The organism is Neisseria sp. 23W00296 (assembly GCF_044772855.1).
In the GTDB taxonomy this organism is placed as follows: domain Bacteria; phylum Pseudomonadota; class Gammaproteobacteria; order Burkholderiales; family Neisseriaceae; genus Neisseria.
On the sequence record NZ_CP173024.1, the window covers coordinates 258,005 to 277,127 of the forward strand.

A 19,123-nucleotide genomic window follows, 5' to 3' on the forward strand; every position below is an offset into this window, starting at 1 on the left:
CTTATTTGCCGCCGTTTTTGGTTTTCAGGTCTTGAATCAGGCCGTCGAAACCTTTGTTTTTGATGGTTTCGCCAAACTGGTTGCGGTAGACGGTAACGAGGCTGGCGCCTTCGACGGCAACGTTGTAGACGCGGTATTTGCCGCCGCTTTGGTAGGTGGTGAAATCCATGTTGACGGGTTTGCCGCCGCTTTGGCTGATTTCGGTGCGGATGACGATTTCTTTGCCGCCTTTGTTGACGACGGGGTTGGCTTTCACGTCGACGGTGGAATTTTTGAATTTCAGCATCGTGCCCGAATAGGTGCGGATGAGCAGGGTTTGGAATTCTTTGGCCAGCGCCTGTTTCTGCGCGGGAGTGGCCTGTGTCCACGGCTGGCCGACGGCCTGCGCGGTCATGCGTTGGAAGTCGAAATAGGGCAGGGCGTAGTTTTCCGCTTCTTTGCGCACGGCGGCATCGTTGCTGCCGTTGGCTTTTTTCAGGATGGTGAGCACCTGCGCGGCGTTTTCGCGCACTTGGGCGACGGCCTGCTGCGGTGTGGCATGGGCGCTGCCGACGGCGGCGGCGATGATGGCTGCTGTATAAAGCGTTGTTTTCATATTGGTTCTCTCGTTTTAGGTTATCGGGGTTACGTTATCAGGATTACGGTTGCGGCGCGTCCTGTTTTTCAGACGGCCTCGAATTGCCTTCGGCGAAATTGGTCATGAATTTGCCGATGAGGTTTTCCAACACCAGGGCGGAATTGGTCAGCGTGATGGTGTCGCCTGCGGCAAGGGTTTCCGGGTCGCCGCCCTGCATCAGACCGATGTACTGCTCGCCCAAGAGGCCGGAGGTAAGGATTTGAGCGGACACGTCGCTGCTGAATTTGTATTGGTCGTCGAGGCGGATGGCGACTTTGGCGCGGTAGCTCTGCGGGTCGAGGGCGATGCTTTCGACGCGGCCGACCAGCACGCCCGAGGCTTTGACCGGGGCGCGGGTTTTCAGTCCGCCGATGTCGGTGAACTCGGCGTAGACGGTGTAGCCCGCCGTTCCGCCGCCGCCCAGGCTGCTGCCGCCTGCGGCGCGGAAGGAGAGAAAGCCGAGGGCGGCGATGCCGGCCAAAACGAAGAGGCCGACCCAGAATTCCATAATATTGCGTTTCATATCGTTATCCGGTGAACATAAAGGCGGTGAGGATGAAGTCGACGGCCAGCACGGTGAGGGCGGAGGACACCACGGTGCGCGTGCTGGCGCGCAGGATTCCTTCGGAGGTGGGCGAGGCGTGGAAGCCCTGGTGCACGGCAATCAGCGATACGGCCACGCCGAAGCAGGCGGATTTGATCAGGCCGTTGAGCACGTCGTAGCCGAAGGAGATGTTGTTCTGCATCTGCGACCAGAAAATGCCGCTGTCGAGGCCGAGCCACTGCACGCCGACGAGATACGCGCCGTAAATGCCGGCCACGTTGAAAATCGACGCCAAAAGCGGCATGGAAAACACGCCAGCCCAAAATCGCGGCGCTACGACGCGGGCGACGGGGTTCACCGCCATCACGTTCATCGCTTCGAGCTGCTCGGTGGTTTTCATCAGACCGATTTCGCTGGTCATCGCGCCGCCCGCACTGCTGGCAAACAGGATGGCGGCCAGCACGGGGCCGAGTTCGCGCAACAGCGAGGCGGCCACCATATAGCCCAAAATATCGGCCGATTTGAACTTGGCAAGCTGCGTGTAGCCCTGCAAACCGAGCACCATGCCGACAAACAGCCCCGACACGGCTATAATCAGCACCGACATCACGCCGGAAAAATACACCTGCCGCACCGAGAGGCGCGGCCGCGCGAACGCCGTGCCGGAGCGCGCCAGAATCTGCATGAAAAACAGGCAGACGCTGCCGAGGGAGCGGATAAAGGCCAGCGTTTTCGCGCCGACGGTTTGAATAAAGTCCATAGTTTTGGGTTTCAAAAAAAGGGTTTCAGACGGCCTTTCAGGCTTGTGAGGCCGTCTGAAAACGTGTTTTGCGGGTGAGCAACCACACCCACAGGGCTTTGCCCAGCTCGACCGCCAGCAGCAGGTTGATGAGGGTGCGGGTCTGCCACATTGGCGGCAGCAGGTCGGCGATGCTTTGCGCGGCGGCGGTTTCCCAAACGGGCAGGCTGGGCGAAAAATCCAAAAGGCGCAGCGGCAGTTGCAGCAGCACGACCCAACGAACCCAGCGTCTGCCGCGTGCCAAACCGTAGGCGGAAAGCGGCAGCAGGCAGTAAAGCAGCAGCGACGACAACGGTGCGGCGAGAAACAGCAGGCTCAGCGCGGCATCGTCAAAGGAAAATCCCGCCGCCGCGTCCGCCACGCGCTCCGCCAAAAAGGTGTAAAGAAACGCGCCCGCGTCGGCGTATTGCCAAAGCGCGTAACAGAGCGCAGCCGCATCAAGGATGGCGAGGGCGGCGAGGCAGAAGCGGTTTTTCGTCATGCGGTTTGTTCCCTGCGGCGCGAAAGGCTTTCAGACGGCCTTTCAGTCGATTAGGCCGTTCCCGCCTACGCGGGAATGACGTTACTGAAAACTAGCCGAGCAAATCGTCTTTCAGCGTCGTTGGCGCGGGGTAGCGGAAGGCGACGGGGCCGTCGGCTTCGCCGCCGACAAATTGGCGCACCCACGGCGAATCAAGTTCGCGCATTTCTTGCGGCGTGCCGGAGAACATGATTTCGCCGTGCGCGAGAAAAATCACCTGGTCGACGATTTGCAGCGATTTTTCAATGTCGTGCGTCACCATCACGCTGGTGGAGCGCAGGGCTTTGTTGACGCGGCTGATGAGGTGGGCGATCACGCCGAGCGAAATCGGGTCGAGGCCGGTAAACGGTTCGTCGTAAAGCATGATTTCGGGGTCGAGGGCGATGGTGCGGGCGAGGGCGACGCGGCGCGCCATGCCGCCGGAAAGCTCGGAGGGCATCAGGTTTTCCACGCCGCGCAGGCCGACGGCGTTGAGTTTCAGCAATACCAAATCGCGGATAACGGCTTCGGGCAGGCGGGTGAGTTCGCGCATTGGGAAGGCGATGTTGTCGAACACGGAAAGGTCGGTAAACAGCGCGCCGTGTTGGAACAATACGCCCATGCGGCGGCGGTGTTCGTAGAGTTCGGCATCGGAAAAGGCGGCCAGATCGCGGCCTTCGATGAGCACTTGGCCGGACTGCGGGTGGATTTGGCCGGTAATCAGGCGCATGAGGGTGGTTTTGCCGCTGCCCGAGCCGCCCATCACCGCCGCAAACGCGCCGCGCGCCACGGCAAAGCTGACGTCGCGCAGGATGACGCGGCTGCCGTAGGCGAAGACGACGTTTTTCATTTCGATAAAGGGCTGGGACATGAGGCGGCTCGGTGCGGAAATTGCGGCATTCTAAATATTGGTTGCGAAAGGGGCAAATGTCCGCCGCAGGCCGCCTTTTCAGACGGCCTGCGGCGCGGCAGGACGGCATTATACGGCATAAACATACACTGACGGCATAGGGGCTGTTGACACTCGGCCTTGCCGGCGGTGTTTTTGGTAAAAATCCGCGCCTGCCGCGTCAAAAATGCTCGCAAGGTGTCCAACCTTGCTGCGCTTTTTTCCTTGCATCCGCAGATTTTTCCTCAAAAAACCGCTTCGCAAGCTGATTGTCAACAACCCCAGGTGCGGGTGTTTTGGCGCTGCCGCGTCAGCGTTTTCAGACGGCCTTTCTGCCTGCGGCCGTGACGTGCCGCCGTTTGCCGCGTATCATCCGCCGCTTTGTCCGACAGCCCGAGGGCAGCGAGCCTTTCGGGCGTATCAGAGAGGAGACGACGATATGCACCATTTTTCCGCGCAGGCCGAAAGCAAGGCCGGACGCTACGACGAACTTCTGCCGCAGCTGGCCGCGCTGCTGGCGGACGAGAGCGACCAAACCGCCAATCTCGCCAACACGGCGGCGGTGTTGAAAGAGGCTTTCGGCTGGCTGTGGGTCGGCTTTTATCTGGTTCGCGGCCGCGAGCTGGTGCTCGGCCCGTTCCAAGGGCCTTTGGCCTGCACGCGCATTCCCTACGGACGCGGCGTGTGCGGGCAGGCGTGGCAGAAAAACGAAGTGATGCTGGTGCCCGATGTGGATGCGCACCCCGACCACATCGCCTGTTCCTCGCGCTCGAAATCGGAAATCGTCGTGCCGCTGGCGGATGAAGCGGGCAGGGTGTGGGGCGTGCTGGACGCCGATGCGGAAACCTTGGCCGCTTTCGACGAAACCGACGCCGACGGTTTGACGAAAGTGGCGGCGCTGCTCTCGCGCGGCGCGGGGGCGCGCGAGGCCGTCTGAAAAACGGGCAAACCCGAATCCGACGGTGCGCTTTGCGCCAATCTTTCCGCCTGAAAGCTGGTATACAAAAGGCCGTCTGAAAACCCTTATTCAAGGTTTTCAGACGGCCTTTTTGTTGCGGCGGCGGTTTACAGGCCGTTTTGCGCCGCGCGGTTCAGGCGTTCGGCAAAGGCGGACAAATCGACGCCCGCAGCGGCGGCGGCACGGACGGCATCGTCGACACTCGTGCCGTTTTGCACGGCGTGGTACGCCCACAGCAGCGAACTGCGCGTGCCGGTGCGGCAGTAGGCGAGGACGGGGGCTTCCGACGAAGTGAGCAGGACTTGGAAGTTGTTGACGTCGGCGGCGGAGATGGCGGGCGCGGCGTTGATCGGTTGGTGCACGGTTTCGCCTATGCCCGCGTCGATGAGCCAGCGCTGCACTTGTGCGTAGGAGGGTTGGCCGTCTTCTTCGCCGTCGGGGCGGTTGCAGATGACGCTTTGGATGCCGAGCCGCGCGGCTTCGTGTGCGTCGGCTTCGGTGAGCTGCGGGGCGATGTAGAGCGTGTCGGTGAGTCGGCGGATGGGCATGGGGTTTCCTTTCTCGGTTTCGTTTTGGGGGATGAGAGGCCGTCTGAAAGCAAGGGTTTAACGAAGTTGAAACGGGAAACGGGGGCTTTCAGACGGCCTTTTCGGTTTTACAGCCAGCCTGCGGCTTCGCGGCGGACGATGGCGGCGAGGGCGTCTATCCAGTCGGGGTTGTCGTTGAGGCAGGGAATGTAGCGGAATTGGCGGCCGCCCGCTTCGTGGAAGGTTTCGCGGCCTTCGACGGCGATTTCTTCCATGGTTTCGATGCAGTCGCTGACGAAGGCGGGGCAGATGACATCGAGCGATTCGACACCTTGTTTGGGCAGACTGCGGAACATGTCTTCGGTGGCCGGTTCGAGCCATTTGCCGCCGCCGAAGCGGCTTTGGAAGGAGGCGGTGTATTCGTTGTCGGAGAGGCCGAGGGCGGCGGCGAGCAGGCGGGCGGTTTCGCGGCATTCGTCGGGATAGGGGTCGCCTGCGTCGGCGTGCGCCTGCGGGATGCTGTGGAAACTCATCAGCAGGTGTTTGCTTTTGCCGTGTTCCTGCCAGTAGGCGGAGACTTGGCGGCGCAGGGCTTCGATGTAGCCGGGGTCGTTGTGGAAGCTGCGCAGGGTGCGCAGGGAGGGCTGGCTGCGGGTGCGCAGCATGGCGCGCATCACTTGGTCGAGGGCGGCGCCGCTGCTGGATGCGGCGTATTGCGGGAAAAGGGGGAGGGCGAGGATTTTGTCGACGCCTTGGGCTTTGAGTTCGGCGATGGTGTAGGCGACGTCGGGCAGGCCGTAGGTCATGGCGCAGCGGACGACGGCTTCGGGCAGGCGTTCGGCCAGTGCTTTGGTTTGGCGTTGGCTGTAAACCATCAGCGGCGAGCCTTCTTTGAACCAGATTTTTTTGTAGTGGGCGGCGCTTTTTTTGGCACGGAAGGGGAGGATGAGGCCGCGCAGGATGGGTTGCCAGAGGAGCGGCGGCAGTTCGATGACGCGGGTGTCGGAGAGGAATTGGCGCAGGTAGGGGCGCACGGCTTCGGCGGTGGGGGCGGCGGGGGTGCCGAGGTTGATGAGGAGGATGCCGGTTTTGCCGGTGTGCGGTTTGGCGGGGGCGGGTTCTGCCTGGTAGCGTTTCATGGGTTTCCTTCGGGCGGTGTGCTGACGGGGTTTTCAGACGGCCTTTTCGGCGCGGCTTCGGAGGCGACGGCGCTCATGTCGGGCGCGGAGGCGTCGTTTTCGGGCGCGTCGGCGGGGGCTGTGTAGTCTTTGGTTTGTTCTTTGAACGGGGTGGCGGCTTCCTGCGCGCGCAGTTCGGCGGGTGGCGGTTCGTTGTCGGGCGCTCTGCCGCAGGCGGCAAGCAGGATGAGGAGGAGGGCGGCGGTTTTGTTCATGGCGGGCGGAGGCGGTTTTCGGTTTTTACTTCGTTGCAGTTTCGCTTTCAGACGGCCTTTTCGGGTGCGGCGGCTTGGCGCGTCTGTTTATTGTTGCGCGGCGGTTTGCAGCAGCCATTGTTTGGTTTGCGCGATTTTTTCTTTGGCTTCGGGCGTGCAGCCTTGGGCGGTGAACAGTTTTTCGGAGGTGGCGCGGCCTTTGGCGTAGGCGGCTGCGGCGGTTTCGGCGATTTTCTGCCGGTCGAGGTTCAGGGCGGCGGCGTCGGCGCTGCTTTTGAGGCCGCGCAGCAGGGTGGTGTGCAGTTTGCCGCCGGGGGCGAAGAAGGGGTCGTCTTTTTTCGACAGGCCGCATTGTTCGGCTTCTTTGTGCAGGGTGCCGGTCAGTTGGGCGAGGTCGGTGAAGTTGACGAAGCGGGCGCGGGCGGCGGGATCGGGCGCGGCGGCGGCTGTGGTAGCGAAGAGGAGGGCGGCAAGCGCGGCGGGGATTTTCATGCGGGTTTCCTTTCAGTCGGTAACGGGTTCGCCGTTGTCTTGCAGCCAGCGGCGGTTGTCGAAATCGTATTGGTAAAACTCGAAGGGCAGCAGCGGATCTTTATAGAGGAGGATGTGTTTTTTGGTGTCTTGCCAATAGTTGTAACGGACTTCGAAGCTGTTTTTGACGTAGATGCCGGCATCGTCGAGGGTGTCGGGCAGGCGGCCGTTGGCGGCGCGGTAGCGTTCGACGGCTTGGGCGATGGCGGTCATGTCGCTGCGGGCGGCGCGGACGTATTGCACGTTGGCGGCGACGGCGAATGCGGCGGCAACCGACCAGACGAAGATGCGGAAGTTTTCCAGCCGTTTGGCCTGCGGGCTTTTGCGCGCCTTCCACCATGCGGCGGCGCGGACGATCAGCAGCGGCGGCAGGAAGACAAAGAGCATGAAGCCGGACATTTTCTGCGTGAAGAAAACGGCGGCTAGGGCGGCGCAGGCGAGCGTTCCGAGGTGGGGAAGGTATTTTTTCACGGCGGTTTTGTTACGGTTCGTTTTCGCTTTGTTTTCAGACGGCCTCAAAGCGGCAGCAGGCCGTCTGAAAACAGGCCGTTCCCGCCTATACCCCTTCGGGGCATAAACGCGGGAATGACGTTTCTGAAAACGGGTTTACAAGTCGTCTTTCCTTGCCAGCACTTTGCGCGCACCGCCGACGTCGGCGGCGGAAACGACGCCCGCTTCTTCCAGCGCGTCCATCATGTTGGCGGCGCGGTTGTAGCCGATTTTCAGATGGCGTTGCAGCGATGAGATGGAGGTTTTGCGCGTTTCGATAACGAAGGACACGGCGCGGTCGAACAAATCGTCCGCGCCCGCGTTGGGGTTGACGGCGTTGACGGTTTCCATCGCCGCTTCGCCCGACAGAAGGCCGTCGACATAGTTGGCGGGCGCCTGGCGTTTGATGTGCGACACGACTTCGTGCACTTCGTGGTCGGACACAAACGCGCCCTGCAAGCGGGTGGGCTCGGCGTTGCCCGGCTGCAAAAACAAAAGGTCGCCGTATTTGAGCAGGTCTTCCGCGCCCATTTGGTCGAGAATGGTGCGGCTGTCGATTTTGCTCTGCACGGTAAAGGCCATGCGGGTGGGGATATTGGCTTTAATCAGGCCGGTAATCACGTCGACGCTCGGGCGTTGGGTGGCGATGATGAGATGGATGCCGGCGGCGCGGGCTTTCTGCGCCAAACGGGCAATCTGCTGCTCGACGGCTTTGCGTTCGGTCATCATCAGGTCGGCCAATTCGTCAATCACGACGACAATCAGCGGCAGTTTTTCCAGCGGCTCGGGATCGTCGGGGTTGAGGCTGAACGGATTGGGGATTTTTTTCTCCGCCGCGGCGGCTTCCTCGATTTTGGCATTGTAGCCGTCAAGGTTGCGCACGCCCAAGTGCGAGAGCAGGCGGTAGCGTTTTTCCATTTCGGCCACGCACCAGTTCAGCGCCTGCCCCGCTTCGCGCATGTCGGTAACGACGGGACACAGCAGGTGCGGGATGCCGTCGTAAACCGAAAGTTCGAGCATTTTCGGGTCGATCATGATGAAGCGCACCTCGTCGGGCTTGGCCTTGTAGAGCATGGACATAATCATGCCGTTCACGCCCACCGATTTGCCCGAACCGGTCATGCCTGCCACAAGAAGGTGCGGCATTTTCGCCAAATCGCCCACCACAGGCAAGCCCGCAATATCCTTGCCCAGCGCCACGGTGAGTTTGGATTTGGCGTCGGCAAACACCGGCGCGGACAGGATTTCGCGCAGGGTCACTTCCTGACGGTGCTCGTTCGGCAGCTCGATGCCCATCGTATTTTTGCCGGCGATGGTTTCGACGATGCGCACCGCCTGCAAAGACATCGAACGCGCCAAATCTTTGGCCAGGTTGACAATCTGGCTGCCCTTCACGCCCTGCGCCGGTTCGATTTCGTAGCGCGTGATCACCGGCCCCGATGTGGCCGACACCACTTGCACGTCGATGCCGAACTCCGCCAGCTTGCTCTCGATGCGCTCGGCGGTCTGCTGCAAACGGTCGGGATCGATGGGGCGGACTTCGCCTTTGGGCGCGGAGAGCAGGCCGAGCGCGGGTTTGACGTATTCGCCGTTAGTGGGCGGTTCGGCCGGTTCGCCCTTATTGTCGAACAAGGCCGTCTGAACGGGCGCGGGCGGCGTCACTTCCAGCGGCGCGGATTTGCGGTTGCTGCTGGCGGCAGACAGGCGCGCCAGCGGCTCGGCGGTGATGTTTTCCGCCTCTTTTACCATGCGGCGCGTGGTTTTCGCGTCGGGCAGGTCTTTGACATAGGGCGAATTGCGGCGCGCGATTTTTTCCCACAGCCATTCGATGCGCCCGCCTATGCCTTCGAGCATATCGAGCCAGGATACCTGCGCGACAAAAGAAAACGCCAGCAGCACCAGCACCAGCGTCAGCAGGAAACTGCCGCCGCTGCCCAAGAGGCGGGCGGCGAAACCGCCGAGCACAAATCCCGCCAGCCCGCCCGCACCGACGGGCAGCGAATCGCCCAGCGGCTGCTGCCACAGCGCGTATTCCAAAACGGGGCTGAACAGCAGCAGCACCGCCAGCCCCGCCGCCGCCAGCTTCACGCTGTACGGCTTGGCGTCGGGCAGACGCATCGGGCGGAAGTTTTTCCACAGCGCCACCAGCGCGGCGGCAATCAGCCACCAGGCTGACAGGCCGAACAGGTAATAGGACACGTCGGCGAAATACGCGCCGAACAGGCCGCCCAGATTGTGCACGCCGTCTGAAACCACGCTGCGCGACCACGCGGGATCGTTCATGGCAAAGCTGCCCAGTGCCACGGCGGCATACACCGTGACCGTCAGGGCGGCGAGCCACAGCGTGTCGTGAATCAGATTGGCCAGATGCTCGGCGCGGCGGCGGATGCTTTGGTTGGACGCCGTGCCTGCTTTGGCGGCGGCTCTGCCGTCGGCCTTCCTGACTGCGGAACGGCGCTGCGTGCCGGTAGTTTTGCGCGGATTTTTGGATTTTTCGGGTTTGCTGCTCATAGGGTGGGGGATGAAGGAATGAGGCCGTCTGAAAAGTGCAGGCGGCATAAAAACGCGGAATTATAGAGCATTTTCGCCGCGGGCGCGGTTGAGGCCGTCTGAAAGTGCGGCTGTGGCGCGGCCCAAACGGTTTTGGCTGCGCCGAAGCTGCGCTTTCAGACGGCCTCAAATGTTTACGGATAGCAGCCGCAGCCGAGGATGCAGGCTTGGCGTGCGCCGGTGGCCTGCGGCGGGCTGCTCGGGATGCGGTGTATCCAGCAGGCGGCAAGCCAGGCGAAGGCGGCGGCTTCGACCTGCTGGGGGTCGAGGCCGAGGGCGGCGGTAGACTGGATTGCGGTGTGCGGCAGACGTTCGGCCAGTTCGGACATGATGACGGGGTTGCGCACGCCGCCGCCGCAAACGTAAAGACAGCGGCTTTGCGGCGCGGCGTGGCGGATGTCGGCGGCGGCGGTTTGGGCGGTGAAGGCGGCGAGGGTGCGCGATACGTCGTGCGGGTTTTCGCTGCCGTCCAGCCGTTCGAGCAGGTAGGGCAGGGCGAAAAGTTCGCGGCCGGTGCTTTTGGGCGGGGTTTGCGCGAAATAGGGATGGTCGAGCAGGCGGCCGAGCAGTTCGGGCAGGACGCGCCCTTGCGCGGCGCGTTGGCCGTCGGCGTCGTAGGGCGTTTGCCAGATGTGCTGCGTCCAGGCGTCGGCGAGCATGTTGCCCGGGCCGGTGTCGAAGCCGAAGGCGGGGGCGTCGGGCGGCAGGACGCTGATGTTGGCAATGCCGCCGATGTTGAGCACGACGCGGGTTTCGTCTGGCGCGGCAAACACGGCCTGGTGGAAGGCGGGCACGAGGGGGGCACCCTGGCCGCCTGCGGCGATGTCGCGGCTGCGGAAGTCGCCGACGGCGGTGATGCCGGTGAGTTCGGCCAAAAGCGGCAGGTCGGCGAGTTGGACACTGTATCCGTGTGCGGGGGCGTGGCGCACGGTTTGGCCATGGCAGCCGAGGGCGGTGATGTCGGCGGGGGTGAGTTTGCTTTCGTTAAGCAGGTTTTGTACGACGCGGGCGTAGAGGCGGGAGAGTTCCTGCGCGAGCAGGCGGCTGCGGTGGATTTCGTCCAGGCCGCTGTTTTGCAGGGCGAGCAGGTCGTTTTTCAGACGGCCGGGGTAGGGCAGGAAGGCGTGGGCTTCGGTGGCGAGGAGTTTGGCGGCGTCGGCACGGATGAGGACGGCGTCCGCGCCGTCCATGCTGGTGCCGGACATGATGCCGATATAGATCTGGGTAGTCATAAGAGGAAGCCGTCTGAAAACGGCATGGCGGGAAATCGGACGTGTATTGTAGCGCGATTGGCGGCGGGGGTTGAGGCCGTCTGAAAAGACGGTTGACAAGGTTTTGTGTTGCGGACGGACTGGGTGCTTACGGCTACGTTCGCGTTGGCAGGTAGAACAGGGCGCAAACCGTTCTTCCATTGTAATGGATGTTCAGACGGCCTCTGCGGACGGCAAATTCTTCATTCTGTGCGGCAGCATCCGGCAGCGGTTGGGCAAACAGTGCCAAATCGTCTTGAAAGGCGAGCCGTCCTTGGGCAGGAGACAAGGGGTTGGCAGGGCAGGGTTCGATTTGGATGTAGGTTAGCAGGCCGTCTGAAAAGGCAAATTCGATTTTGTACGGCGCGGCGTAAACGGCATATATCCAGTTGGCGCGCCTGCCGCCGCATACGTCGGCAAGGGCGGCAACGAAGGCTTCATCGGACAGGCGTTGATCCAAACCCCCGCCGTTGGCAAGGTGTGAGGTTTTGAGTGGGGCGCTCATCGCTTGTTTCCTGAAACGGGGCGGTTGTGGTGCGGCGGAAAAACGGCAAGAGGCCGTCTGAAAGGTTTTCAGGCGGCCTCTTTTGCGGGAAGGGTATGCAGGCATACCCTTTTGCTGCGGCGTTTAGAATTTGCCGCCGGATTCGTTCACCATATAGGTTACGGCTGCTTTGACTTCGTCGTCGGAGAGGGCGGTGTTGCCGCCTTTGGCGGGCATCATGCCTTTGTCGGTGAAGCCTTCGATGGCGTGTTTGAACAGGGTGTCTTTGCCTTTTTTGATGCGCGGCGCCCATTCGTCTTTGTGGGTGATGCGCGGGGTGTCGGGGATGGCGGAGGTGGCGGCGTGGCAGCCGAAGCACAGGCCGTCGAACACTTTTTTGCCTTCGGCCATCACGTCCGCGCCGCCTGCGGCGGGGGCTGCGCCGTCTTTGGCGGCTTCTTTCGCTTCGCCTGCGGGGGCGGAGGCGGCAGAAGCGGCGGCGTCGGAAGCCGCACCGGCTGCGGGTGCTGCGTCGGGATCGGGCAGGCTGCCGCCGGATTGGTTGGCCATGTAGACGATGGCGCGTTTGAGTTCGAGATCGGTGAGGTCGGACTGGCCGCCTTTGGCCGGCATGGCGTTAAAGCCGTTCAGGGCGTGGTTGAAGAGGGTTTCGAAGCCTTGTGCCAGGCGGGGCGCCCAGTCGCCGTTGTGGGTGATTTTCGGGGCGTTCGGCGTGGCGCTGTCGGCGCCGTGGCACTGGATGCAGACTTTGTTGAAGATGGAGTCGCCTTTGCGCTCGCCGACGGGAATGCCGTCGCCTTCCAATACGCTGCCTTGTGGCTGGATGCGTGTCTGGGTGGCTGCGGCGGTGGTTTGCTCTACCGTGCCGGGTTTGTAGCCGCCGGAGGCAAGCTGCACGAGGAAGTAGAGGGTGGCCAGTAGAATGACGATGCCGCCTATCAGGGTTGTGAGGGCGGAACCGCGGGCGTTTCGGTTGGTAAGGTGGTTCATGTTATTTAAGCCTCGCCGTTTTTTTGTGTAGTGATGAGGGGTTTGTGTCGGGTCGCGAAACCCGATTGTTAATATCAATTAACAATAATTTGCGGATTATACTGAATTCAACCCTGCTTTCCAATCTTTAAAATTTGGTTTATCTCAAAATTTGTGGGGATTGCGCGACGGCGTGCGGCGGGGCGCGAGCCGGTGGCTGTCGGGCGATAAGGTTTGCGAAACGGCGTGTTTGTGGGATAATGCGCACTTTACGTACCCGTAGCTCAGTTGGAAGAGTGTCGGTTTCCGAAGCCGAAGGTCGCTGGTTCGATCCCAGTCGGGTGCGCCATATACGAGGCCGTCTGAAATATCCCTGCGGAGCGTTTTCAGACGGCCTTTTCCGCGTTTGTTGCCGCGGGGGAATCTGTGCTTGCCTGTTAACGGAGTTTGCGCTATCTTATGCGCTCTTTACTTTTTTAAACACTTTGCGCTCCAAGCCGATTTTGAAATCCTCCGGTTGTCGCCGGCTCATCCGTTCGCGTACCTCAAACCGCCGTTCGGAAAACCGACATTACCGTTGTGTTGCGAAGCCCGGGTTTATTATTGGTTTGCAGGCAGAATAAAAGAGGCCATCATGCAATTATCAGGTGCACAAATCCTTGTGCAGAGTCTGAAGGCGGAAAACGTGGAATACGTTTTCGGCTATCCCGGCGGCGCGGTTTTGGAAATCTACGACGCGCTCTTCCAATTAAACAAATTCAAACACATTCTGGTACGCCACGAGCAGGCTGCGGTTCACGCGGCGGACGCCTATGCGCGCGTCAGCGGCAAAGTGGGCGTGGCGCTGGTGACGTCCGGCCCGGGCGCAACCAACGCGATCACAGGCATTGCCACGGCCTATTCCGATTCGATTCCGCTGGTGGTGATTTCCGGACAGGTCGGCTCGCCCGCCATCGGTTCGGACGCATTTCAGGAAATCGACATGGTGGGCGTGTCGCGCCCGTGTGTGAAGCACAACTTTCTCGTCAAAAACATCGACGATCTGACCGTTACCATCAAAAAAGCCTTCCAAATCGCCCGCACCGGCCGCCCCGGCCCGGTGGTAATCGATATTGCCAAAGACGTGACACAGGCAATGGCGAAGTTCAGCTATCCGCAGGAAGAGGTTTTCATCCGCTCCTACCAGCCCGTGTTGAACGGCCATACCGGCCAGATTAAAAAAGCCGTGCAGATGCTGGCGGCGGCCAAGCGCCCGCTGGTGTATTTCGGCGGCGGCGTGGTGCTGGGCAACGCGTCGGACGAGCTGGCCGAGTTCGTCAAACTGACCGGCGTGCCGTGTACGGCGACGCTGATGGGCTTGGGTGCGTATCCGTCCGACAACAAACAATACCTCGGCATGCTGGGGATGCACGGTACTTACGAAGCCAATCTGGCGATGCAGAATGCCGACGTGGTGCTGGCGGTGGGCGCGCGTTTTGACGACCGCGTGGTGTCCGTTCCGGCCAAATTCCTCGAAAAGCCGAAAAAAATCATCCATATCGATATCGATCCGTCGAGCATTTCCAAGCGCGTCCGCGCCGATGTGCCGATAGTCGGCGATGTGAAAAACGTGCTGCGCGAGATGGTGGCGCTGTGGAAGAAGCAGGAGCTTTCCCTCAACGAAGCCGCTTTGGACAAATGGTGGCACACCGTCGAAGCATGGCGCGCACGCGACTGCCTGCGCCTGCCCGAAAGCGACATCATCCTGCCGCAGATGGTAGTGAAAACGCTGGCGCAGGTCACCAATAACGACGCCGTTATCACCTCCGACGTCGGTCAGCACCAAATGTTTGCCGCCCAGTTCTATCCTTTCAGACGGCCGCGGCAGTGGCTCAACTCGGGCGGACAGGGCACAATGGGCGTCGGCCTGCCTTATGCCATGGGCGCGTATCTTGCCGATCCCTCGAAAGATGTGTGCTGCATCACCGGCGAAGGTTCGATTCAGATGAACATTCAGGAACTTTCCACCTGCTTCCAATACCGCCTGCCCATCAAAACCATCTGCCTGAACAACGGCTATCTGGGCATGGTGCGCCAGTGGCAGGAGCTTTATTACGGCGAGCGCGAATCGGAAACCTATTTCGACTCCCTGCCCGATTTTGTCAAACTGGCCGAAGCCTACGGCCATGTCGGCATGCGGATTGACAAGGCTTCCGATGTCGAAGGCGCGCTGCGCGAAGCACTCGCCATGAAAGACCGTTTTGTATTTATGGACTTCATTACCGACCGCAAGCAAAACGTCTTCCCGATGGTGGGCAACGGCAAAGGTTTGGACGAAATGGTGCTGCCGCCGCACATGCGCGAAAGCAAAGCCGACAGCGACGTCAACGACGTACACGACCGCGATTACGACACAAGGAGCGTGCCATGAGACGGATTTTGTCTATCCTGATGGAAAACGAAGCGGGCGCGATGAGCCGCGTGGTCGGCCTGTTTTCCGCACGCGGCTACAACATCGACTCCCTGTCCGTGGCCGCCACCGAAGACCGCACCCTGTCGCGCATGACCATCGTCACCAACGGCGACGATATCGTGATTGAGCAGATTACCAAGCAGCTCAACAAGCTGATCGAAGTGGTGAAAGTGGTTGATTTGAACGAAAGCCGCTTCGTCGAGCGCGAACTGATGCTGGTGAAAGTGCGTGCCCTCGGCAAAGACCGCGACGAAATCCTGCGCCTTGCCGAAATCTACCGCGGCCACATTGTCGACGTCAGCGACAAGAGCTACACCGTCGAAGTAACCGGCACCACGGAAAAACTCGATTCCTTCCTCGAAGCCGCCGGAGGCCACCTGATACTCGAGACCGTGCGCACCGGCGCGGCGGGCATCGGACGCGGCGAGCGTATTCTCAAAATCTGAGCGTTCAGACGGCCTCAAAGCACACAGAGGCCGTCTGAAAACCCGAATACCGAACGAAAGGACAAACAGCATGGCCAACGTCAAAATCGCCGCCACCATCGCCGTCAAACCCGAACACCGCGCCGAACTCGCCGCCGTGTTCGCCGATCTCGTCGCTGCCAGCCGCGCCGAAGCAGGCAACCTGCGCTACGACCTCCATCAGGACATCGCCGACGAAAACCGCTTCGTCTTTTTTGAAAACTGGCGCGACCAAGCTGCCGTCGACAGCCACAACGCCAGCGCCCATTTTCAAAACTTCCTCAAAGCCATCGACGGCAAAACGCAAGCCGTAGACATCGTGCTGATGCATGACGTGTCCGACAACGGCAACTGATCCCCCATCCTTTATCCAACCCAACTCCAAGGAAACAAAATGCAAGTTTATTACGACAAAGACGCCGATCTCTCCTTAATCAAAGGCAAAACCGTCGCCATCATCGGCTACGGCTCGCAAGGCCACGCCCACGCCGCCAACCTGAAAGATTCCGGCGTCAACGTGGTTATCGGCCTGCGCCAGGGCGGCTCGTGGAAAAAAGCCGAAGCCGCCGGTTTTGAAGTATTGTCTGTGGCTGATGCCACCAAAAAAGCCGACGTGGTGATGATTCTGCTGCCAGACGAAAACCAGCCCGTCGTGTACAAAAACGAAATCGAGCCGAACCTGAAACAGGGCGCGGTATTGGCGTTTGCCCACGGCTTTAATGTGCACTACAACCAAATCGTGCCCCGCGCCGACTTGGACGTTGTCATGATCGCCCCCAAAGGCCCCGGCCACACCGTGCGCAGCGAGTTCCTCAAAGGCGGCGGCGTGCCCTCGCTGATTGCCGTTTACCAAGACCAATCCGGCAAAGCCCGCGACATCGCCCTCTCCTACGCCGCAGCCAACGGCGGCACCAAAGGCGGCGTGATTGAAACCAACTTCCGCGAAGAAACCGAAACCGACCTCTTCGGCGAACAGGCCGTATTGTGCGGCGGCGCGGTCGAGTTGGTGAAATGCGGTTTTGAAACCCTCGTTGAAGCCGGTTACGCCCCCGAAATGGCCTACTTCGAGTGCTTGCACGAGTTGAAACTCATCGTTGACCTGATGTACGAAGGCGGCATCGCCAACATGAACTACTCGATTTCCAACAACGCCGAATACGGCGAATACGTTACCGGCCCCGAAGTGATTACCCCGGCCACCAAAGAAGCGATGAAAAAAGCGCTCTACCGCATCCAAAGCGGCGAGTACGCCAAAATGTTCATCCAGGAAGGTGCAACCAACTATGCCAGTATGACTGCCCGCCGCCGTCTGAACGCCGACCATCAAATCGAAAAAGTCGGCGCGCAACTGCGCGGTATGATGCCGTGGATTGCCAAAAACAAACTGGTGGATTTGGATAAAAACTAATCCCGCAGGCTAAGCAAAAAGGCCGTCTGAAAACTCCGAAACAGGGTTTTCAGACGGCCTTTTTTGTTTTGCCTGACCTGTCAGGGGGCGTTGTGGGGACGGGAAAGGCCGTCTGAAAGTGCGGCGGCGCTTTCGGAAACGGTATGTCCGCATTTGTGTTCCGAAGGGGCAGGCGGATACGGTTTTTGTACATGGTGTCCTTCCGCCGCGCCGATGTCTGCTTTGCCGAGTGATTCAGAAACGGATTGCATGGGTTGTCTGCCGCGTTGCCAATGCATGAGGCCGTCTGAAAACTCCTGTTTCGGGGTTTCAGACGGCCTCTTTTGTGCAGAGCCGTTTAACGGGGTTGGCAGGTGGTGTCCACACGGTTGCCGTAGGGGTCTTTGAAGCTGAAATAGGCATCGCCGCTTTTTTCGTGCCATTCGGCGCCGCTGCCGAACAGGCCGCTGTTGCCGACGTAGCGCTCGCCTGAGGCGGAAGAAGTGCGGTGGAGGCGCGCCTGTTTGTTGTCGAGCGTCAGATACAGCGTGTCGCCTTCGCGGCGGAGGTTGACGGTCGAGCCGTTTTCGCAGCTGTAACGGGCTGCGCGGCGGTTGCCGACGTAAGCGCCGTCGTCGCGGCGCGGTCTGTCGTAGCGGCTGCGGCGCTCTTCACGGCGCTCGTCGCGGTCGAAATCGCGGCCTTGTTCGGGGCGCGGAACGTATTCTTCGTATTGGCGGCTTTCGTGGCGGCGCGGCCGCTGCGGGCGGTAGTCGTCGTCATAGTCGGCGTCGAAGGGAACGACGCAGGCGGACAGCAGCAGGGTCAGCGAAGCGGGAACGGCCAGATAACGTAGTTTCATAATGGTTTTCCTGTGTGGTTGAGAAAATCTGCCGTGCGATGGCGGCGCCATCTTAGCCCAAGCCCCGTGGGGCGGCAGCAGGGTTAACTGAGATTTACGCCGTGCCGCCCGGCGTGTTGCGGCGGTGCTTTCAGACGGCCTTTTGCGTAAAAGGAACGATAAAAATATCCGTATAAACATGGTGTTGTTTTATTTTCTGTTAATATCTGTAAGAATTTCGCGGCAAGGGCGTCCAATACGTATCCCGTTCCCGATGTGCGGAACGTTTCCCTTCGATAACCGACAAAGGAATAAACATGAAACAGAAACTGCTCCCTTTATTGTGTGTTTTGGCTGCGGCGGCCTGTACGCCGAATCAGGACAACGCAGCCCAATCTGCGGCGGCATCGGCCGTTCAGACGGCCTCCGCCGCGCCGCAGGCCGCAGGCGCTTGGACGGCGGACGGCGCGCTGGTGCGCTTTGTCAGCAAAAAAACCAACACGCAGCAGAAAACGGTTGAGGAAGAATCGGCGTTTTCCGCGTCTTCGGCCAAGCTCGATGCGGACGGCGCGTTTGCCATGACCGTGGATTTGGCCAGCGTGAAAACCAATATCGACATCCGCGACCAGCGTTTGCGCGACTGGGTGTTTGAAACGGCGAAATTCCCGCAGGCAATGATTTCCGGCCGTTTGGACGCGGCGGCTATAGATGCTTTGAAAACGGGCGGAGAAACGGAGCTGAAACAGCCGCTGGTGTTGGAAGTGCATGGGCAGAAGCTCGACATCACTGCCGATTTGCGCCTGAAGCGGACGGCGGACGATACGGTGGAGGTGTCCACCGCGCAGCCTGTGGTGCTGGACGTGCAGCAGATGGACATGGCCGGCGGCGTGGCGAAGCTGGTGGAAGTGATGGGTTTGGCGTCGATAGACGGGCAGATTCCGGTGATGTTTGCCGGTACGTTTGTACGCAAGCCGTAAGCAAATCGGCAAAAAGGCCGTCTGAAAATCCTTGCGGGGTTTCAGACGGCCTTTGTCGCCTGACGCGGCAGCAGGCGGGAGGCCGTCTGAATGGTTCAAACAGGCTTTCAGAAGCGCCATTCGCGAGCAGACGGGAGTGGCCTTTGTTCTGCGTTTTGCTTGATGCGGCAGAGCCTGCCGATGAAACAAAAAGGTCGTCTGAAAAGTTTTTTCGGGTTTCAGACGGCCTTCGGGCGGATAGCAGGTATCACATGGAACGCGTGCGCCGCGGGGCGGCACACTCTGCGCACGATATAGCGAGCCAAAATAAAAAATATACGACGTTGCCGCGCCTTAGCTCAAAGAGGGCGGTTTTCTACGACATTGGAAATGCCAAGAAAACCAGTCTCGTATTACTCATACTGTCTGCGGCTTGCTGCCTTGTATCTTTTCTATTTTGGCTCACTATACAAAAGGAAAGGCCGTCTGAAAAACCTGTGCGGG

At 60.5% G+C, this 19,123-nt stretch carries 22 protein-coding genes and 1 tRNA gene; 7 read left to right on the top strand and 16 right to left on the bottom strand.

Annotated elements, in window-relative coordinates; genetic code table 11:
* Position 1: 1 nt before the first annotated feature.
* From ACG2K1_RS01375 to ACG2K1_RS01395, 5 genes are all read right to left on the bottom strand, one after another.
* Positions 2 to 595 (bottom strand): phospholipid-binding protein MlaC, encoded by a 594-nt coding sequence (locus tag ACG2K1_RS01375; protein WP_009427063.1) that lies wholly within the window; start codon positions 593 to 595, stop codon positions 2 to 4.
* A gap of 43 nt (positions 596 to 638) precedes the next feature.
* Entirely contained in the window at positions 639 to 1,139 is a 501-nt protein-coding gene (gene mlaD / locus ACG2K1_RS01380; RefSeq protein ID WP_009427064.1) for an outer membrane lipid asymmetry maintenance protein MlaD, read from the bottom strand.
* Between the two features lie 4 nt (positions 1,140 to 1,143).
* Complete coding sequence (gene mlaE, locus ACG2K1_RS01385) at positions 1,144 to 1,920, bottom strand: lipid asymmetry maintenance ABC transporter permease subunit MlaE (RefSeq protein WP_009427065.1); 777 nt, start codon at positions 1,918 to 1,920, stop codon at positions 1,144 to 1,146.
* A 37-nt stretch (positions 1,921 to 1,957) separates the two neighbouring features.
* Complete coding sequence (locus ACG2K1_RS01390; RefSeq protein WP_395429282.1) at positions 1,958 to 2,440, bottom strand: hypothetical protein; 483 nt, start codon at positions 2,438 to 2,440, stop codon at positions 1,958 to 1,960.
* A 91-nt stretch (positions 2,441 to 2,531) separates the two neighbouring features.
* Positions 2,532 to 3,329 (bottom strand): ABC transporter ATP-binding protein, encoded by a 798-nt coding sequence (locus ACG2K1_RS01395; RefSeq protein WP_395429283.1) that lies wholly within the window; start codon positions 3,327 to 3,329, stop codon positions 2,532 to 2,534.
* A 457-nt stretch (positions 3,330 to 3,786) separates the two neighbouring features.
* Between ACG2K1_RS01395 and ACG2K1_RS01400 the strand changes: the two genes are divergently transcribed.
* Positions 3,787 to 4,284, top strand: coding sequence for a GAF domain-containing protein (locus ACG2K1_RS01400; RefSeq protein ID WP_395429284.1), 498 nt, complete (start codon positions 3,787 to 3,789; stop codon positions 4,282 to 4,284).
* Between the two features lie 128 nt (positions 4,285 to 4,412).
* Here ACG2K1_RS01400 and ACG2K1_RS01405 read toward each other — a convergent pair whose 3' ends face one another.
* The 9 genes from ACG2K1_RS01405 to ACG2K1_RS01445 form a co-directional block, all read right to left on the bottom strand.
* Positions 4,413 to 4,853: a TIGR01244 family sulfur transferase gene (locus ACG2K1_RS01405; protein ID WP_395429285.1), complete on the bottom strand. Its 441-nt coding sequence runs from the start codon at positions 4,851 to 4,853 to the stop codon at positions 4,413 to 4,415.
* A gap of 107 nt (positions 4,854 to 4,960) precedes the next feature.
* On the bottom strand, positions 4,961 to 5,971 hold the full coding sequence (hemH, locus tag ACG2K1_RS01410; protein WP_395429286.1) for a ferrochelatase: 1,011 nt from the start codon (positions 5,969 to 5,971) through the stop codon (positions 4,961 to 4,963).
* Complete coding sequence (locus ACG2K1_RS01415; RefSeq protein ID WP_009427072.1) at positions 5,968 to 6,225, bottom strand: hypothetical protein; 258 nt, start codon at positions 6,223 to 6,225, stop codon at positions 5,968 to 5,970. The genes hemH and ACG2K1_RS01415 overlap by 4 nt, the downstream gene beginning before the upstream one ends.
* A gap of 87 nt (positions 6,226 to 6,312) precedes the next feature.
* A complete protein-coding gene (locus tag ACG2K1_RS01420; protein WP_395429287.1) occupies positions 6,313 to 6,717 on the bottom strand; it encodes a hypothetical protein in 405 nt (134 codons plus the stop codon).
* Between the two features lie 12 nt (positions 6,718 to 6,729).
* On the bottom strand, positions 6,730 to 7,227 hold the full coding sequence (locus ACG2K1_RS01425) for a hypothetical protein (RefSeq protein ID WP_395429288.1): 498 nt from the start codon (positions 7,225 to 7,227) through the stop codon (positions 6,730 to 6,732).
* Between the two features lie 135 nt (positions 7,228 to 7,362).
* Entirely contained in the window at positions 7,363 to 9,756 is a 2,394-nt protein-coding gene (locus tag ACG2K1_RS01430; protein WP_395429315.1) for a DNA translocase FtsK, read from the bottom strand.
* Positions 9,757 to 9,929: 173 nt separating this feature from the next.
* The gene (locus ACG2K1_RS01435) at positions 9,930 to 11,027 is read right to left on the bottom strand and encodes an anhydro-N-acetylmuramic acid kinase (protein WP_395429289.1); all 1,098 of its coding nucleotides are present in this window, start codon (positions 11,025 to 11,027) and stop codon (positions 9,930 to 9,932) included.
* A gap of 133 nt (positions 11,028 to 11,160) precedes the next feature.
* Positions 11,161 to 11,550 (bottom strand): hypothetical protein, encoded by a 390-nt coding sequence (locus ACG2K1_RS01440; protein ID WP_395429290.1) that lies wholly within the window; start codon positions 11,548 to 11,550, stop codon positions 11,161 to 11,163.
* Positions 11,551 to 11,673: 123 nt separating this feature from the next.
* Positions 11,674 to 12,540: a c-type cytochrome gene (locus tag ACG2K1_RS01445; protein WP_395429291.1), complete on the bottom strand. Its 867-nt coding sequence runs from the start codon at positions 12,538 to 12,540 to the stop codon at positions 11,674 to 11,676.
* Positions 12,541 to 12,792: 252 nt separating this feature from the next.
* Between ACG2K1_RS01445 and ACG2K1_RS01450 the strand changes: the two genes are divergently transcribed.
* The 5 genes from ACG2K1_RS01450 (at position 12,793) to ilvC (ending at position 16,843) form a co-directional block, all read left to right on the top strand.
* Positions 12,793 to 12,868 (top strand) — tRNA-Arg (locus ACG2K1_RS01450).
* A gap of 285 nt (positions 12,869 to 13,153) precedes the next feature.
* On the top strand, positions 13,154 to 14,929 hold the full coding sequence (gene ilvB, locus ACG2K1_RS01455; protein ID WP_395429292.1) for a biosynthetic-type acetolactate synthase large subunit: 1,776 nt from the start codon (positions 13,154 to 13,156) through the stop codon (positions 14,927 to 14,929).
* Positions 14,926 to 15,417, top strand: coding sequence for an acetolactate synthase small subunit (ilvN, locus tag ACG2K1_RS01460; RefSeq protein WP_395429293.1), 492 nt, complete (start codon positions 14,926 to 14,928; stop codon positions 15,415 to 15,417). The genes ilvB and ilvN overlap by 4 nt, the downstream gene beginning before the upstream one ends.
* 70 nt (positions 15,418 to 15,487) lie before the next feature.
* Positions 15,488 to 15,790, top strand: coding sequence for a putative quinol monooxygenase (locus ACG2K1_RS01465; RefSeq protein ID WP_395429294.1), 303 nt, complete (start codon positions 15,488 to 15,490; stop codon positions 15,788 to 15,790).
* 39 nt (positions 15,791 to 15,829) lie between these two features.
* Positions 15,830 to 16,843 (top strand): ketol-acid reductoisomerase, encoded by a 1,014-nt coding sequence (ilvC, locus tag ACG2K1_RS01470; RefSeq protein ID WP_009427083.1) that lies wholly within the window; start codon positions 15,830 to 15,832, stop codon positions 16,841 to 16,843.
* Positions 16,844 to 16,923: 80 nt separating this feature from the next.
* Here ilvC and ACG2K1_RS01475 read toward each other — a convergent pair whose 3' ends face one another.
* Positions 16,924 to 17,094 (bottom strand): hypothetical protein, encoded by a 171-nt coding sequence (locus ACG2K1_RS01475; protein WP_157058152.1) that lies wholly within the window; start codon positions 17,092 to 17,094, stop codon positions 16,924 to 16,926.
* Positions 17,095 to 17,180: 86 nt separating this feature from the next.
* The gene (locus tag ACG2K1_RS01480) at positions 17,181 to 17,684 is read right to left on the bottom strand and encodes an MliC family protein (RefSeq protein WP_009427085.1); all 504 of its coding nucleotides are present in this window, start codon (positions 17,682 to 17,684) and stop codon (positions 17,181 to 17,183) included.
* A 296-nt stretch (positions 17,685 to 17,980) separates the two neighbouring features.
* Here ACG2K1_RS01480 and ACG2K1_RS01485 point away from each other — a divergent pair, with 296 nt between their 5' ends.
* Positions 17,981 to 18,640 (top strand): YceI family protein, encoded by a 660-nt coding sequence (locus tag ACG2K1_RS01485; protein WP_009427087.1) that lies wholly within the window; start codon positions 17,981 to 17,983, stop codon positions 18,638 to 18,640.
* Positions 18,641 to 19,123: the final 483 nt, after the last annotated feature.